11 protein-coding genes and 1 pseudogene are annotated in these 16,031 nt (G+C 70.6%); 10 read left to right on the forward strand and 2 right to left on the reverse strand.

The window, feature by feature from the left end:
* Positions 1 to 154 precede the first annotated feature (154 nt).
* A complete protein-coding gene (locus tag ACZ7MF_RS18910; RefSeq protein ID WP_471477931.1) occupies positions 155 to 2,920 on the forward strand; it encodes an ATP-binding protein in 2,766 nt (921 codons plus the stop codon).
* Positions 2,921 to 3,438: 518 nt separating this feature from the next.
* A complete protein-coding gene (locus tag ACZ7MF_RS18915; RefSeq protein WP_471477932.1) occupies positions 3,439 to 6,240 on the forward strand; it encodes an ATP-binding protein in 2,802 nt (933 codons plus the stop codon).
* A 26-nt stretch (positions 6,241 to 6,266) separates the two neighbouring features.
* On the opposite strand, the gene ACZ7MF_RS18920 is transcribed toward ACZ7MF_RS18915, so the two are convergent.
* Entirely contained in the window at positions 6,267 to 7,082 is an 816-nt protein-coding gene (locus tag ACZ7MF_RS18920; RefSeq protein ID WP_471477934.1) for an SDR family NAD(P)-dependent oxidoreductase, read from the reverse strand.
* 443 nt (positions 7,083 to 7,525) lie between these two features.
* Here ACZ7MF_RS18920 and ACZ7MF_RS18925 point away from each other — a divergent pair, with 443 nt between their 5' ends.
* Together ACZ7MF_RS18925 and ACZ7MF_RS18930 are read left to right on the forward strand one after the other, a co-directional pair.
* On the forward strand, positions 7,526 to 8,173 hold the full coding sequence (locus tag ACZ7MF_RS18925) for an HD domain-containing protein (protein WP_471477935.1): 648 nt from the start codon (positions 7,526 to 7,528) through the stop codon (positions 8,171 to 8,173).
* Between the two features lie 61 nt (positions 8,174 to 8,234).
* A pseudogene (locus ACZ7MF_RS18930) lies at positions 8,235 to 8,555 on the forward strand (transketolase); the annotation flags it as partial.
* 288 nt (positions 8,556 to 8,843) lie between these two features.
* Here ACZ7MF_RS18930 and ACZ7MF_RS18935 read toward each other — a convergent pair.
* The gene (locus ACZ7MF_RS18935; protein WP_471477936.1) at positions 8,844 to 9,791 is read right to left on the reverse strand and encodes a MurR/RpiR family transcriptional regulator; all 948 of its coding nucleotides are present in this window, start codon (positions 9,789 to 9,791) and stop codon (positions 8,844 to 8,846) included.
* A gap of 417 nt (positions 9,792 to 10,208) precedes the next feature.
* Between ACZ7MF_RS18935 and ACZ7MF_RS18940 the strand changes: the two genes are divergently transcribed.
* The 6 genes from ACZ7MF_RS18940 to rraA are packed head-to-tail and all read left to right on the forward strand — an operon-like array spanning position 10,209 to position 16,029.
* Positions 10,209 to 11,879 (forward strand): ABC transporter substrate-binding protein, encoded by a 1,671-nt coding sequence (locus ACZ7MF_RS18940; protein ID WP_471477937.1) that lies wholly within the window; start codon positions 10,209 to 10,211, stop codon positions 11,877 to 11,879.
* A 1-nt stretch (position 11,880) separates the two neighbouring features.
* The gene (locus ACZ7MF_RS18945) at positions 11,881 to 12,831 is read left to right on the forward strand and encodes an ABC transporter permease (RefSeq protein ID WP_471477938.1); all 951 of its coding nucleotides are present in this window, start codon (positions 11,881 to 11,883) and stop codon (positions 12,829 to 12,831) included.
* A complete protein-coding gene (locus ACZ7MF_RS18950) occupies positions 12,828 to 13,721 on the forward strand; it encodes an ABC transporter permease (RefSeq protein ID WP_471477939.1) in 894 nt (297 codons plus the stop codon). The genes ACZ7MF_RS18945 and ACZ7MF_RS18950 overlap by 4 nt, the downstream gene beginning before the upstream one ends.
* Positions 13,722 to 13,727: 6 nt before the next feature.
* Complete coding sequence (locus tag ACZ7MF_RS18955) at positions 13,728 to 14,696, forward strand: ABC transporter ATP-binding protein (RefSeq protein ID WP_471477940.1); 969 nt, start codon at positions 13,728 to 13,730, stop codon at positions 14,694 to 14,696.
* Positions 14,693 to 15,562, forward strand: a complete 870-nt coding sequence (locus tag ACZ7MF_RS18960; RefSeq protein WP_471477941.1) for an ABC transporter ATP-binding protein — start codon at positions 14,693 to 14,695, stop codon at positions 15,560 to 15,562. The genes ACZ7MF_RS18955 and ACZ7MF_RS18960 overlap by 4 nt, the downstream gene beginning before the upstream one ends.
* A complete protein-coding gene (rraA, locus tag ACZ7MF_RS18965; RefSeq protein ID WP_471477942.1) occupies positions 15,559 to 16,029 on the forward strand; it encodes a ribonuclease E activity regulator RraA in 471 nt (156 codons plus the stop codon). The genes ACZ7MF_RS18960 and rraA overlap by 4 nt, the downstream gene beginning before the upstream one ends.
* Positions 16,030 to 16,031 lie beyond the last annotated feature (2 nt).

Below are 16,031 nucleotides of genomic sequence, written 5' to 3' on the forward strand. Positions count from 1 at the left end.
TGCGCCGCCCTGCGGGAGAAAGACAGCCAGAACACGGTCGTCGGGACGAGCGACCACGGCGTCGCCACCCGTCCCTCCGACGTCGCCGTGGCACTCGTGGCGTTCGACGCCGTGCTCCGGACGGCGGGACCGGACGGCGATGTAGCCTCGCCGTGTGGGGACAGGGGCGGCGGACAGACATGCGGTCGAGCTGGTGGGCCGCCGTGCCGAGCGCGCCTTTCTCGAGGATGTGGTCGAGGACGTCCGTGCGGGCAGGAGCCGCGTACTGGTGGTGCACGGTGAGGCAGGCGTCGGCAAGTCGGCGCTGCTGGAACACCTCGCGGGACACGCGACCGGCTGCCGAGTCGTGCGGGTGACCGGTGTCCAGTCCGAGATGGAACTGACGTACGCGGGGCTGCACCAGTTGTGCGCCCCGATGATGGACCGTGTCGACGGTCTCGGCGCCCGGCAACGCGATGCTCTTAGGGGCGCCTTCGGCATGAGTGAGGGGCAGCCACCCGACCAGTTCCTCATCGGTCTCGCGGTCCTGAGCCTGCTCTCGGACGCCGCCGAGGAGCGGCCGCTGCTGTGCCTGGTCGACGACCAGCAGTGGCTTGACGCCGCTTCCGCACAGGTACTCGCGTTCGTCGCCCGCCGTCTGGAGGCGGAGTCGGTGGGCCTGGTTTTCGGAGTCCGCGTGGCCGGCGCCGACTTGGCCGGGCTGCCGGAGCTGAGGATCCGCGGCTTGCGGACGGAGGATGCCCGGACACTGCTGACCGCGGTGCTGACCGGGCCGTTGGACGAACGGGTCCGCGACCAGATCGTCGCGGAGACACGCGGCAACCCACTGGCCCTGCTGGAACTGCCCCGCAGTCTGACAGCGGTGGAGCTGGCGGGCGGGTTCGGGCTGCCGGGCACGGTGTCGCTCGCGGGTGGCGTGGAGGAGATCTTCCGGCGTCGGACGGACTCCCTCCCGCCGGAGACCCGCCGACTGCTCCTGCTGGCGGCGGCCGACCCGACGGGCGACGCGGCGCTGGTGTGGCGGGCGGCTGAACGGCTGGGTATCGAAACCCGGGCCGCGAATCCGGCCACCGAGTCGGACCTGGCCGGGTTCGGTGCCCGGGTCAGGTTCCGGCATCCCCTGGTGCGCTCGGCCGCCTACTGGTCGGCGACTGCCACCGAGCGGCAAGAGGTGCACCGCGCGTTGGCGTCGGTCACCGACCCCACCATCGATCCCGACCGCCGCGCATGGCACCTCGCGCAAGCCTCGCCGGGGCCGGACGAGGGCGTCGCCGAAGAGCTGGAACGTTCCGCGGACCGGGCTCGTGCGCGGGGCGGACTCGCCGCGACGGCCACGTTCCTCGAGCGCTCGGCGACGCTGACGCTCGACCCCGCGCGCCGTGCGGCGCGGACACTGGACGCGGCGCTCGCCAAGTTTCACGCCGGTGCCTTCGACGCGATCCAGGACTTGGTGACCGTAGCCGAAGCCGGACCGCTCACCGAGATCCAGCGTGCTCGCATCGATCTCCTGCACGCTCGGCTCGCCTTCGTCACGAACCGGGGCGGCGATGCCCCGCTCCTGCTGGTGCGGGCCGCCCAGCGCCTCGCACCGATCGACGGGGGCCTCGCGCGGGCCACCTGCCTGGACGCGTTGTCGGCCGCGATGTTCGCGGGCCGCCTGGCCAGTCCCGGCGGCGGTGTACGGGAGGTGGCGCAGGCCGCCCGTACCGCGCCGAGGCCGCTGCCCGCCCCACGTGCGACCGATCTCCTCCTGTCCGGTCTGGCGGCAAACTTCACCGAGGGTTACGCGGCAGGAGTGCCGCTCCTACGGCAGGCGCTGACTGCCTTCGGTGACGGCATGTCCACGGACGAGGAACTGCATTGGCTGTGGATGGCGAACGAGGCGGCCCTGCACATGTGGGACGACGAACGCTGGGAGGCACTCTCCGCCCGGTACGTGTGGCTGGCACGGACGTCCGGCGCGCTGAGCGAGCTGCCGCTGGCTCTCAGTACTCGCTCGCAATGGCTCATGTTCGCCGGCGACCTGGACACCGCGACATCGCTCAACGACGAGGGACGGACGGTGACCGGGGCCACGGGCAGCAACCTCGCGCCGTACAGCTCGATGGCCCTCGCGGCCTGGCGCGGCAGGCGGGCCGAGGCGTCCGACCTCATCGAAGCCACCACCAGGGAGGTGCCCCGCCGCGGTGAGGGCATCGGGACGGCCGTCGCCGCGTGGACGAACGCGCTGCTCCACAACGGACTCGGCAACTATCCCGAGGCGATGGCCGCGGCCCGTCTCTCCCTGCACCACCAGGAATACCCGGACCTGCGCTACCCCGGGGTGGCGAACTGGGCCGCTGCCGAGCTGGTCGAAGCGGCAGCGCGAAGCGGGATGCACGAGACGGCTGCCGAGGCCTGCCGCTGGCTCGCCGAAATGACCACCGCCAGCGGTACCGACTGGGCCCTCGGAGTCGAGGCACGTGCTCGTGCGCTGCTGGCCGAGGATGCGACGGCCGAGAGTCTCTACCGGGAAGCCATCGCACGGCTCGGCCAGACCAGGGTCGAGGCGGAACTGGCCCGCGCCCACCTGTTGTACGGCGAGTGGCTGCGCAGGCGTCGCCGTCGCTCGGACGCGCGCGAGCATCTGCGCACGGCTCAGAAGATGCTGGAGATGGCGGGCATGGAAGGGTTCGCGGAGCGTGCCCGCCGGGAGCTGGGGGCCACGGGTGAGACGTCGCGCAGGCGCACGGTCCCCCCTTCCAGCGAACTGACCGCACAGGAGTCACAGATCGCCCGGCTGGCACGGGAGGGGCTGTCGAATCCCGAGATCGCGTCACGGCTGTTCATCAGTGCCCGGACCGTCCAGTATCACCTGAGCAAGGTCTTCGCCAAGCTCGGCATTTCCTCTCGCACCCAGCTCGACCGCGTCCTCTCCTAGCGGGCGGAACGACGCGTCCAGGCTGCCCCGCCGGTTCAGGCCGTGGACACGCTGGCCACTGGCGGATTCGAATCCGGACGTCGAGAGGCGACCATCGACCGGAGTGCGCGCGAGCGTCGGCCGTCGTGGCCGGCCCGCCGTGTGGCCTGACAACGAAGTGGACGGACCGTGACGCCTGCCGAATGCCGACCGACGCCTCCGCGCCTGTGTGGGCGCGCCCCGGAGCCGTCCGTTCTGCGGCAGCGCCCGACGGATCTGCCGGACGGCGACGGTGTGCCGGTCCTACGTGGCACAGCGAGCATCGGCACGACATCTCCGCCGGTCGCGGCGGAGGCAGCGGCACCGGGGAAACGCCCGCCCTCGGCAGACGCGGTCGCACTGGTTCTGGCCACGCCGGACGGCCCCGAGACCGAGCCACGGCCGGCCGGTACTCCGGTTGCCGGGCTCCCGGTCCGGTCCGGCAACGGAATGGCCCGGTCGTCGGGCATCTCTTCCTCGTTCGAACGGAGCCGTGTCCGATGACCCTCTTCGACCCACTGGGCTCCGGTGGCACCGACCGTCTGGTGGGGCGCGACGCGGACCTCAGCCGCGTCGCCGCCCTCGTCACGGGCGCGGGCACGGGCAGCGCCCTGCTGCTCTCCGGAGAGCCCGGCGTGGGCAAGACCGTATTCCTGGACGCCGTGGCACAGGGCTCCGCCCAAGCGGGTACCCGCGTCCTGCGCGCCGCCGGTGCCGAGTTCGAGGCGGATGTCAGCTATTCGGCGCTCAACCAGGCGCTCCTGCCCCTGACGAACCTCTTCGACAGCCTCGCCGACACACACCGGGACGCCGTCCAGGTCGCTCTGGGGCTCGGCACCGGCGTCCCCCCGGGGCGGCTGCTGCTGTTCAACGCGGCACTGGCCGTCCTGCAGGCGGCGGCCGCCGAAGAGCCCGTGCTGCTCATCGTCGACGACCTCCAGTGGGTGGACCGGGCGAGCGCCGCGGTCTTCGGCTTCGTCGCCCGGCGCCTCGTCGGAAGCCGTGTCAGCTTTCTCGGGGCCTCTCGGACGCAGACGGGCAGCTTCTTCGAACAGGGCGGGCTGCCGCAGTACGAACTGCCGTCCCTGGACGAGGAGGCCGCCACGTTCCTGGTCGACTCCCGTTTCCCCGGGCTCGCCCCCACGGTTCGTCGACGTCTGCTGGACGCCGCGCAGGGCAACCCGCTGGCACTGCTCGAACTTCCCCGTGCGCTGCGGTCCGAGCAGCGCAGTGCCCGTGAGAGCCTGCCCCGCGTCCTGCCCCTCGGTGAACGCCTGCAATCCCTGTTCGTCTCACGGGTCCGCGACCTGCCCGCCCTGACGCAGTACCTGCTTCTGATCGCCACCCTCGACGGCAGCGGTGATCTCGCCACCCTGTACGCGGCGGTGCGCGAGACGGAGGCCGAGGCGGACCTGGAAGCTCTCGCTCCGGCCGAACGCGATCAGCTCGTGCGCCTCGACCCCGGTACCCGTCGGCTGGTCTTCCGCCATCCCTTGATCAGTTCGGCGGTCGTGGAGTCCGTCACCAGCGGCCAACGCCGCACGGCCCACCGGTCTCTGGCCCGGGTGCTGTCCGAGCCGGAACGCAGGGCCTGGCACCTCGGTGAGGCCACCATCGAACCCGACGAGCAGGTGGCCGCACAGCTGGAACGGGCCGCCCGTCGCATCATCGGCCGAGGTGACGCCGTGGCCGCGATCGCGGCTCTGACACGGGCCGCGGACCTCAGCCCGCGAGACCAGGACCGTGCGCGCCGGCTGGCCGAGGCCGCCTACATCGGCGCCGACGCGACGGGATCGCTGACCAGTGCCTCGGGACTACTGGAAGATGCCCGGCGGGCGGATCCGCACCAGCACAGATCACTTCATTTCACCGCCGCCGCGGTGCAGTTGCTGCTGAACGGCGATGGCGACGTGACGACGGCGCACCGTCTGCTGGTCGGGGCGATCGAGGAGGGCAGGCACGGCTACGACGCCTCGAACGTGGCCCTCGTCGACGCCCTCCACCTGCTTCTCCTGCTGTGCTTCTACGGTGGCGAACCCCCTCTGTGGGAGCCCTTCCACGCCGCGCTCGCCCAGCTGCGCCCGCAACCGCCGGCTCTGCTGTCCGCGGCCGTGCAGACGTTCGGGGATCCGGCGCGCACCGGTCCGTCCGGTCTGGAGCAGCTCGACAGGATCCTCGACACCGCCGTGGACGAGACGGACGCCGCCCGTATCGTGCGCATGGGCACGGCGGCGATCTATCCCGACCGGCTGTCGGCGCTGCGCGAGCCGTCCTGGCGGGTGGTGCGCCAAGGGCGCGACGGAGGTCCGGCGCGCAGGCACCTGGGCGGCCTTATGCACCTGTGCCTGGACGGCTACCACTCGGGACGCTGGGACGAGACCGCTGAACTGGCCGAAGAGGGACTGCGGTTGTGTGACGAGTCCGGGTACTCGTTCTTCGCGTGGTACTTCCTCTTCAACAAGGGGATCGTAGAGGCGTCCCGCGGTCATACGGACGCCGCAGTGGTCCAGGCCGGACGGATCACGGACTGGGCGGCTCCCCGCGGTGTGCGCTCGGCCCTCCACTACGCGCGCCAGGTGCAGTCCGTGGCCGGCATCGCCGACGGGGACTTCGAGGCCGCCTACCACCACGCGAGCACGATCAGTCCGCCGGGCAACCTCGTGGAGTACGCGCCCCACGCCCTGTGGGTGTGCTTCGACTTGGTGGAGTCCGCCGTCCGTCTCGGCCTGAGGGAGGCGGCCGCGGACCACGCGCGGGCTCTGCGGAAGGCACGCGTCGAGTCCTTCACACCCCGCCTGGCGCTCTTGGCCGGCGGGTGCGCGGCGCTCACCGCCGACGACGACGAGACCGCGCTACAGCTCTTCGAGAAGACACTGAGCGCCCCGGGTCCAGCGCAGTGGCCCTTCGACCGGGCTCGGGTGCAGTTGGCGCACGGTGAGACTCTGCGCCGTGCACGCGAGACAACGGAGGCACGGGAAACCCTCACGGCCGCCCTGGACACGTTCGAACAGCTGGGCGCGCGCCCGTGGGCAGAACGCGCGACGAAGGAACTGCGCGCCGCAGGCTGGAACGTGACCCGCTCCGCCGACCACCAGGGCCAGAACCTCACTCCGCAGGAGCGGGAGATCGCTCAGCTCGCCGCCTCCGGCCTGACCAACAAGCAGATCGCCAAGCAGCTGTTCATCTCGCACCGCACGGTCGGCGCCCACTTGTACCAGGTCTATCCCAAGCTCGGCATCACCTCACGGGCCGCACTCAGGGACGCCTTGTCGGCACGAGAAACGTCCTCTCCGCAGTCGTGACGGGTCCGGGCGGCGACAGCTTCCCGTCAAGGGCCGCCGGCGGCGGGGTCGTCGGGCCCGGGAAGCTGCCACAGCGCGAGACGGACCGGCCTTGAGCCCTTGCGGGCGGCCACGACGGCCACCACCGACTCCGCGATCTGAGCGGCATGGGTTGCGGAGGCCGGCGCCCGCTCCCCCGTTGCCGACGGAGGAGTGCCCACGGCGTCCCCGTATGCCTCTGCGGTTGCGGCGTCGTCCGGCTGGAGTGGCGCCCGGGCACCGGGTGCATCCGGGTCGACCGGCCTGTGGGTGAGGAAGGTGACGTCGATCCCGAAGGGTGCCAGTTCGGCCGCGTAGCTCTCCGCGAGTTGCTGTTGTGCCGCTCGCACGGCGCGCCCCGGTCCAGAGAAGGGCTCCGGCCCCGCCCCGGCATCGGCAACCGCCCAAAGCAGCAGTCCCGCCCTGCGCTCGCGCATCAGCGGCAGAACGGCGCGGACTACGCGCTGCGTCGTCAGGACGGCGTGGTCGTAGACCTGCCCGAGCTGATAGGGCGTGAAGGATTCGGCGGGCCCGAGCGTCGTGGGGGCCACAGTGTGGATCACCACGTCGATCGAGCCCGACTCGGCCACGATGTGTCGCACGGCGGCGGCCGTCGAGTGCTGGTCGACGGCTTCGTACCCGACCGTCCGCAATCCCGTGGTATCCACGAACAGGGCATCGTCCGTGACCACGCCGACCGGTCCGGGCCAGGTGTCACTCTGGTCCACACCCACGTACACGGTGTGTCCCGCATCGGCCAGCGCCCGGGCGATGGAGACGCCGCAGACGTCGGTCCCCCCGGTCACGAAGATGGTCTTGGTCATCGGCTTCCCTGGCTGAGGTATGTGGTGCTGTCGGTCCCCACCGCCGAAGGCAGGAGCGGACGTCACCCGGTGCAGCGTGCGGTGTGGGCGGTGCCCATACCAACAGCTCCGAGGGATCCGCACATCGGTTATATGACCTACTAGCGTTCCGCTCCCTCGCCTAGGTCGCCTCCCTGGCCGCCACACCGGCCGCGGAATGCGCGACACGGGCGCGCTCGTACCGAACAGCCGCCCGGCAGCGGAGTCCGCTTTGGACGGGCCGGGCGCGCTGACGGGCCTTCACCGGCCTCGACGGGCTGCCCACCCCGGGGTGCGACCACTACCGGTGGCGGTAGCGAGGGCCGGAATGACAGTAGGGCCTCTAGGCCGTTCGGCAGATGCCCGTCCGAGCCGACTCGCCGGACACTGGCGCACCACACCACCTCGGATCAGGAGGCACCGACATGTCCACCACACGTACGACCACGGCCGGTATCGGCATCCCGGACACCCGACTCGCCCACGAAGCGACCGAACTCATCCGGGACACGACGCCTGATCTCGTCTACCACCACTCCCGCCGCGTCTTCCTGTTCGGTGCCCTGCAGGGGCACCGGCGGGGGCTGAGCTTCGACCCGGAGCTCCTCTACATCGGTGCGATGTTCCACGACGTCGGGCTGGGCGAGTCCTTCCGCGGCAGCGGCCGACGCTTCGAGGTCGACGGCGCGGACGAGGCCCGCCGCTTCCTGCAGAGCCATCACGTGCCCGAGGACAGCGTCCGGCGGGTCTGGACGGCCATCGCGCTGCACACGACACCTGGCATCCCCGAGTTCATGGAGCCGGAGGTCGCGCTGGTCACCGCCGGTGTCGAGTACGACGTGCTCGGCATCGGATACGACGACATCAGCGAGGCGGACCGGGCGGAGATCACCCGACTGCACCCGCGGCCGGACTTCAAGAAGAACATCCTGCGGGCTTTCACCGAAGGAATCGCCACCAAGCCCGAGACGACGTTCGGCAACGTCAAGGCCGACGTCCTGGACCGCTTCTCGCCGGGATACCGACGCGAGAACTTCGTCGACGTCATCGAGAACTCCGCCTGGCCGGAGTGACGGCCCCCGCACCACCGGCCCCGTACCCGAACCACCCAGCGTCCCACAGGAGATACCTCCCTTGAGTGCCGATCCGACCGCCTCAGAGCTTGACTGGACCGAGCTGGACCAGCGGGCCGTGGACACCGCCCGTGTCCTGGCCGCCGATGTCGTACAGAAGGTTGGCAACGGTCATCCGGGTACGGCGATGAGCCTGGAGCCGGCGGACCTGAAGTCCGCCCGGATCTGGGGATCCAAGACCCCCGGTCACCCGGAGTACGGGCACACCAAAGGTGTGGAAACCACCACCGGGCCGCTGGGCCAGGGGGTGGCCAATGCGGTGGGCATGGCGACGCCGGCCCGCTACGAGCGCGGCCTGTTCGACCCGGACGCCGCCGAGGGCCGGGCGGCGGCCATGCGCTCGCCATGAACGCGGCCAAGCACGGCGTAGGCATATTCGTCACGGGCCGGAACGCGACGGCCGGAAGCTTCGACACTGGCGTCGAGATCGGCACCGCAACCGTCGCCTACTCGATCCCTGATCCGGGCACTAGGAGTGCCGGCACACGGCGCGGCCGCCGTCCAGGCGGACGACTGCGCCGCTCACGCCTGCCCCCCCCCCCACGCCGGGAACGGGGCCGCGGCGCCCGTACCCGGTGCAGCGGGGCGGTGCCGCACGCCCGTACTCGGATCAGCCGGTCTCACCCCGGGAGGCGCGGCGCCGGTACCCACGGTCGGGGTGCTCGGACGTCAGACCGGCGCGCAGCTCGCGCAGGAGTTCCGAACCGTTGGTCGCGCGGTCGCGGTCCTGCGCCGCGACCCCCAGCAACAGACAGTCCGTCACCAGCAGCGAGCTGAATCCCTCCGCCGTGTACCCGGTGCCGGAGTGCACGGCGGGCAGCACGACGGTGACCCGGCCCGCGAGAACGGAACCGAGTGAATCCGTGATGAGGATCGTCTTCGCGCCGACCGAGCGGGCGTGGTCGAGGACGACGTCGAGCTCCGTGGTCAGGCGGGCGGGCGCGTACAGGACGACGGCGTCCTCTGCGCGCAGGCCGAGCAGGCCGTCGGCGAGAAGGAATCCGGCCGCGCCGACCAGACGCGCCGGACGCCCGAGGCGGGGCAGTTTCATAGCGAGGAACCGAGCCGGGATCTCGGCCAGACCGAGACCGAAGGCGACCACTTCCCGCGCACCGGCCAGGATCTCGACCGCCGTGGCGAAATGATCCTGCGGCATCAGCCGGAAGGTCTCGGCGAGGCGCTCACCGGCCTCGGAGGAGACGTGGTTGAGCAGACTGGCGGTCTCCTGCCCCGCGCTGTCGATGCGCTGGTTGAGCCGCACGGACGGCCTGGTGCCGTGGATCATCTGCTGTCCGATACTGCGTTTCAGGTCGGGCAGACCCGAGTAGCCGAGATTCTTGGACGTCCGGACCACAGTCGCATCGCTGGTCCCGACGGCCTGGCCGATCTCCTCCGCCGTTGCGAAGATGATGGACTGGGCGTGGTCGCGCAGGTATTCGGCGACGCGCCGCTCGGCCGGGGGCATCGCGGACAGTCTGCTGTCGACACGCCGTCGCAGCGAGTCCTCCGGGCCCGTGTCCGCGCCTGCCTCGACGTCCGTTCCCGGTTTGGTGGACATGGCTCTCTCCCTTGCACTCACTGTGCAGTCCCTGCGAGGTGTGTAGTCCACACTACCGACTTGGCGACGACGCCGGTCGCGGACCGCTCCCTTCGCCTGCGCGGCATGTAGCAGCCACTACTCACCCGTGTCCGCGTGCACTCCGGCCCCTAGTGATCCATTTCGTTTCCAGGCGTTGACTTTTACGTAGCAGCTACTACTCTCATGCCCATCCCGTAACGCACACTACGAACTCCTCTCGCTCCGTACACCGGTGTTCGGACGGCCGTGCGGCCCGGCCCCTCCGCCGACCGGTTCCCCGTCCTCCCACGGACCCCTCCCCCGGCCCCCGCCCCGTCGGCTTCCGGCCGCAGGCGCTCCCCGCAGTGCAGGACGTCCGCAACACCCTCACCCATCAGGCTTGACAGGAGACATTTCATGATCTTGCACCCGTCCCGGGCCTCGGCCAGACGCGCAGCAGGTGCCGTCTCACTCACCGCGGCGCTCCTGCTCGTCGCCGGTTGCGGCGGCGCCGACCAGAAGGGCGCGGGAAACGGCGCCGGCGCAGCACCGTTGCACCTGGTGCAGACCACTGCGAAGGCCACGGGCGGCGTGGACCGGATCAACTGGCTGCTGGAGAAGGAACCCGACTCCTTCGACCTCGACCTCCAAGCGAGCAACCAGGCGCGCACCGTCATGGCCAACGTGTGCGAGCGCCTGTTCCAGATCGGACCCGACCTCTCCAGCGCACCGCATCTCGCGGAGAAGGCCGAGTGGAAGAACGACAGAACCGTGGTGCTGACGTTGCGGCATGACGTGACGTTCCACGACGGGTCGCCGATGACCGCGGACGACGTCGTGTACAGCCTGAAGCGGCACAGCGCCGACGGGGCCGAGGAGTCGGACAAGTTCAGCAACGTCGAGAGCATCACCAAGACCGGCGAGTTCGAGGTCACGGTCGGCCTCAGTGCCCCTGACGCGCTCTTCGTCCAGTCCCTGGCGGGCGACGCCGGCATCGTGCTCAATCGCGCCGTCGTCGACAAGCAGGGCGAGGACTACGGCACCCCCGGCCACACGGACGCCTGTTCCGGGCCTTTCGTGCTCGACAGCTGGCAGTCGGGCACGTCCGTCACCATCGCGCGTGCCGCGGACTACTGGGACACGGACAACCGTGCCCTGTCCAAGACGGTGGTCTTCCGATGGGCGACGGACAGCACGCTCGTCAACAGCTTCACCGCGGGCGAGGCCGACGGTTCCTACGTCACCTCCTCCACCGGTCCGGTCGTGGCCCTGCAGAAGCAGAAGGGCGTCGACGTCTACTTCGGTCCAAGCAGCCGGGCCTGGTCGCTCATCCCCACCGACCGCGGCCCGATGACGGACAAGAACATCCGCAAGGCCCTCTCCCTCGCCCTCGACCGGCAGGGCGTCGCCAAGTCCGGTTTCAGCGGCGTCGTCCAACCGTGGGCCTCACCCGTCGGCCCCGGCGCGTGGGGTTACGAGAAGGAGAAGTTCGAGGCGGCGCAGAAGGGCCTGGAGCAGGCCGCTCCGGCCAGTCCCTCGGACGAGGACCTGGCGAAGGCGAAGGAACTGGTGAAGCAGGCAGGCAGCAAGGCCGCCGAGACCATCCGGATGGTCAGCGACGGCACGCAGGGCCGCTCCGTGATCGCCAACGCCGTTCGTGCGGCGGGGCAGAGCATCGGCCTCAAGGTGGACATCACGACCGTCCCGCCGGCCCGCTTCCAGGAGTACTACAGCGACGAGAAGGTCCGCTCCACCATCGACATCATCGCGGACGACTGGTACATCTCCACCGCCGATCCCCTGGGCTTCTACGACAACGCGCTCTCGGACAGCAGCGACAACTGGGTCGGCTTCTCCGATCCCCGGTACGACGCCCAGGTCACCAAGGCGCTCGGCACGCGTGACGCCGCCGCCCGCGCCGACCTCGCCATCGACGTGCAGAAGCGCTTCATCGACAACATGGTGTGGATCCCCATCGTCCAGGTGCCCTCCACGCTGATCCTCAGCGACCGGCTGACCGGTGCTCCCGCGTCCGGGATCGCCCCGTACAGCCCTTGGGCGGCCAAGCTCGGCAAGAAGGGCCAGTAGCGTGCCCGCACTCATAGCCCGCCGCGTCGCCAGTCTGCTGGCGACGCTGCTGGCCACCTCGTTCGTCATCTTCGTCGCGGTGTACGCCGCCCCGGGCGACCCGGCCGTGTTCCTCGCGGGCGGCAAGGAAGGCCTCACCCCCGAGAAGCTGGAGGCGGTGCGGGAGCAGTACCACCTGAACGAGCCGCTCGTCTCCCAGTACGGCCGCTGGCTGTGGGACTGCCTCCAGGGTGACCTGGGCCGTTCGTTCCAGTACCACGACGAGGTCGTCGACCTGCTGTCGTCCCGGCTGCAGACCACACTGACCCTGGTCGCCTTCGCCGCGGCCTTCCTGTTCGTCCTCGGCGTGGGTGCCGGAGTGCTGGCCGCGGTGCGCCGCGGCTGGGTGGACTCCGTCGTGGTCGGCGGCACCACCCTCGCGGCTTCCGTGCCCTCGTTCGTCGCGGCGATCGCGATGATCTCGGTGCTCGGCGTGAAGCTGGGCTGGTTCCCGGTCACGGGCAGCGGGGACGGCTTCTGGGGCACCTTGCACCACCTGACCCTGCCTGCGTTCTCCATGGCGGTCGGTTCGATCGCCCTCATCAGCAGGGTCACCCGGCAGGCGATGCTGGACGCGTTCTCCTCCGAGCACGTGGAGGTGGCACGCGCCAGCGGACTGCCGGAGCGGCAGATCGTCGTGCGCCACGTACTGCGGAACTCGCTGGGACCGATCCTCACCATGTGCGGGCTCGTCATGGCGGGCATGCTCGCCGGAACCGTCGTGGTGGAGACCGTGTTCGGGCTGGCGGGCATCGGATCGCTGCTCGTCGGAGCCATCAACGTGCACGACTTCCCCGTGGCACAGGCCGTCCTGCTGCTGATGGTCGTCGGCTACATCGTCGTCACCACGGTCGTCGACCTCGTACACCCGCTGATCGACCCGCGGGTCGGGCTGAAGAGGAGCGGAGCATGAACGCCGGCCAGCAGGCGGCCACGCCACCACGGTCCCTGGCGAAACTCGCCCCGCGCCCACGCCCCGGGCGGAGCAAGGGCGGCAGGGCGGTCCCCCTCCCCGTACTCGTCTGTTCCGTCTTCCTGGGCCTAGTGGTGCTCGCCGCTCTCGTCGCACCTCTCCTCGCCCCGTACGCACCGGACACCGTCGACCTGGGCAACTCCCTGACGGGCATGAGCTCGCAGTACCCGCTCGGCACGAACGCCTCCGGGCAGGACCTGCTGTCGCGAGTCCTGTACGGCGCCCGCTCCAGCCTCGTCGCCCCGTTGCTCCTGCTGTCGCTCGCCACGGTGCTCGGCGTGACCCTCGGGACCGTCGCCGCCTGGCGCGGCGGCTGGGTCGACGGCCTCCTGTCGAAGGTCACCGACGTCATGTACGCCTTTCCCGGGCTGCTGTTCGTCGTCATGATCGTGGCCGTCTTCGGACAGGGCATCACCACAGCGGTCCTGGGCATGGCCCTGGCCTTCACCCCCACCATCGCCAAGTACACCCGCAGTCTCGCGCTGTCGGAGCGGGCCAAGCCCTACATCGACGCCTACCGCGTGCAGGGCATGGGAGGGGCCCGCATCTGCGTGCAGCGGCTGGTGCCCAATCTCGGCCGCTCGCTCGTCGGATACCTCGTGGTCCTCTTCGGAGAGTCGCTGATGAGCCTGGCGACGCTCAACTTCCTGGGCTTCGGCGCACAACCGCCGAGCTCCGACTGGGGACTGATGGTCCAGGAGGGACAGGCGTCGATCGTGCAGGGCGCGCTGCTCCCCGCTCTCGTACCGGGCATCGCGATCGCCGCCGTCGTGGTGGCGTTCAACATCGTCGGAGTCTGGATCTCCGACCGACTCGGCAGCAGAAAGTAGACGGCCATGCTTCTCGACATCGACAACTTGACCCTCAGGCTCGCCGACCGCGAGGCACGCCCTCTGCTCACGGAGGTCTCCCTCCAGGTCGCCGCCGGTGAGGTGGTCGGCCTGGTGGGTGAATCGGGTTCGGGCAAGTCGACCACGGCGCGCGCCGCGCTGCGCATGCTGCCTGCCGCCGCCGACGTCACCGGCACCGTGCGTCTGAACGACCGGGACGTGCTCGGCATGAGCCCGGCGGAACTGCGTACGCACCGTGCGCGCAGCGTCTCCATGATCTACCAGGACCCGAGGGCGTCCCTGAACCCGGTCCGCAGGATCGGCGACTTCCTCACGGAACGACTGGTCCGTGTCCTCGGGCAGACCAGACGCGAGGCGGACGACAACGCCGTACGGCTCCTCGCGGACGTGGGCCTCAGCGACCCCGGACGCAGGCTGCGCCAGTATCCCCACGAGCTGTCGGGCGGCATGCTCCAGCGTGTGGTCATCGCCGCCGGGCTGGCCACGAACCCCGGGCTACTGCTCGCCGACGAGGCGACCAGCGCGCTCGACGTCACCACCCAGGCCGAGATCCTCGTGTTGCTGAAGGCACTGCAGACCGAACGAGGGATGGGTCTGCTCTTCATCACGCACGACCTGCACCTGGCCGCCGCGTACTGCGACCGCGTCTACGTCATGTACGCCGGACGGGTCGCGGAACACCAGAGCGCCCGGGGCCTGTTCACCCACCCCCGGCATCCCTATACCCGCGGCCTCCTCGACTGCTCCCCCGCGCTCGGCGAGTCCAGGGAGCTGCGGCCCATCCCGGGGCGGCCCCCGTCCTTGTCCGACAGCCCGCCGGGATGTCCCTTCGCACCGCGGTGCGCCCACACCGAGGAGGCCTGCACGTCCTGGACGCCGGAGCTCCGGGCCATGGCCGACGGTGTCGACGTGTCCTGCCGTCGCGCCACCGTACTCGACAGGAGCCTGGTATGACCGGCACGGACGAGCTCCTCACCGTGACGTCGCTGCGCAAGACCTTCGCCCTTCCCGGTGGAGGACGTACGACAGCCGTCGACGACGTGTCCTTCGACCTGCCCAGGGGTGGGTCCCTGGGCATCGTGGGCGAGTCCGGATCCGGCAAGACGACCGTGGCCAGGATGCTCGTCGGCCTGGTCCGGCCCGACTCCGGAGCCATCTCGGTGGCGGGTGAGCGGCGGTTCCCGGAGCCGGCCGGGCACAGGGGCGGTCCGCGGACGCGGACCGCTGCCCGGCTGCGCAGGGCACAGCAGATCCAGATCGTCTTCCAGGACCCCTACGTCTCGCTCGACCCGCGGCTGACCGCCGCGCAGTGTCTGCACGGTGCGCTGAGGCTGCACGGGCAACGAGACAGAACCGCGGCCGCCCGGCGGGTCACCGAGCTGCTCACCCGGGTGGGGCTCGGCGAGGCCGAGGCGGACGCCCGGCCGCACACGATGTCCGGCGGGCAGCGTCAGCGGCTCGCCATCGCCCGCGCCCTGGCGGTGGACCCCGCCGTGCTGGTACTCGACGAAGCCGTGGCGGCACTGGACGTCTCCATCCAGGCGCAGATCCTGCTGCTGCTGGAGGAGATCCGCCGGGACACGGGGGTGGCTCTGGTCTTCGTGAGCCACGACCTGGCGGTCGTCCAGCACGTCACCGACGAGGCGGTCGTCATGCGCAAGGGCCGCGTCGTCGAGCACGGGCCGACCCGTCAGGTCCTCGACAGCCCCGAGGACCCGTACACGCAGCGGCTGCTCGCCTCCGTCCCCCACCTCGGCTGGGACCCGGCGGCGACCGACACGCCTCATCCGCACCCCACGAACACGAGGAACCTCCTGTGAAGCCCACGGCAGACATCTACGACGACTACGGCGACAGACTGCGGTCGTGCAGCATCCAGTTCCGCGACCTCGGTGCCCGAACGGCGTTCGAGGGCGTCGTCGCGACCGTACGCTGCCGCGACGACAACGTGCTCCTCAGAGCGGCTCTCGGCGAACGGGGGGCCGGCCGGGTCCTGGTCGTCGACGGGGGCGGCTCACTGCGCACCGCACTGCTCGGCGACACCATCGCGGAACTGGCCGCGGGCAACGGCTGGGAGGGCATCGTCCTGCACGGCGCGGTCCGTGACGCCGAGGCGCTGGCCCGGGTGCCCGTCGGGGTGAAAGCCCTGGGCACCAACCCTCGCAGGAGCCGGAAGGACGGCGCGGGAGAGACCGGCGTGGCCGTGTCCTTCGGTGACGTCACCTTCAGGCCCGGCAGCCGTGCCTTCTGCGACGCGGACGGCATCCTCGTCCTGGACGGGGACTGAGG

Source organism: Streptomyces sp. NPDC111628, from assembly GCF_055635195.1.

Bases quoted from the DNA above. Each gene is read 5' to 3' on its own strand.
- ACZ7MF_RS18935 (WP_471477936.1), bottom strand. From the start codon at position 9,791: ATGTCCACCAAACCGGGAACGGACGTCGAGGCAGGCGCGGACACGGGC.
- ACZ7MF_RS18925 (WP_471477935.1), top strand. From the start codon at position 7,526: ATGTCCACCACACGTACGACCACGGCCGGTATCGGCATCCCGGACACC.
- ACZ7MF_RS18950 (WP_471477939.1), top strand. From the start codon at position 12,828: ATGAACGCCGGCCAGCAGGCGGCCACGCCACCACGGTCCCTGGCGAAA.
- ACZ7MF_RS18920 (WP_471477934.1), bottom strand. From the start codon at position 7,082: ATGACCAAGACCATCTTCGTGACCGGGGGGACCGACGTCTGCGGCGTC.
- ACZ7MF_RS18940 (WP_471477937.1), top strand. From the start codon at position 10,209: ATGATCTTGCACCCGTCCCGGGCCTCGGCCAGACGCGCAGCAGGTGCC.
- ACZ7MF_RS18960 (WP_471477941.1), top strand. From the start codon at position 14,693: ATGACCGGCACGGACGAGCTCCTCACCGTGACGTCGCTGCGCAAGACC.
- ACZ7MF_RS18915 (WP_471477932.1), top strand. From the start codon at position 3,439: ATGACCCTCTTCGACCCACTGGGCTCCGGTGGCACCGACCGTCTGGTG.
- ACZ7MF_RS18955 (WP_471477940.1), top strand. From the start codon at position 13,728: ATGCTTCTCGACATCGACAACTTGACCCTCAGGCTCGCCGACCGCGAG.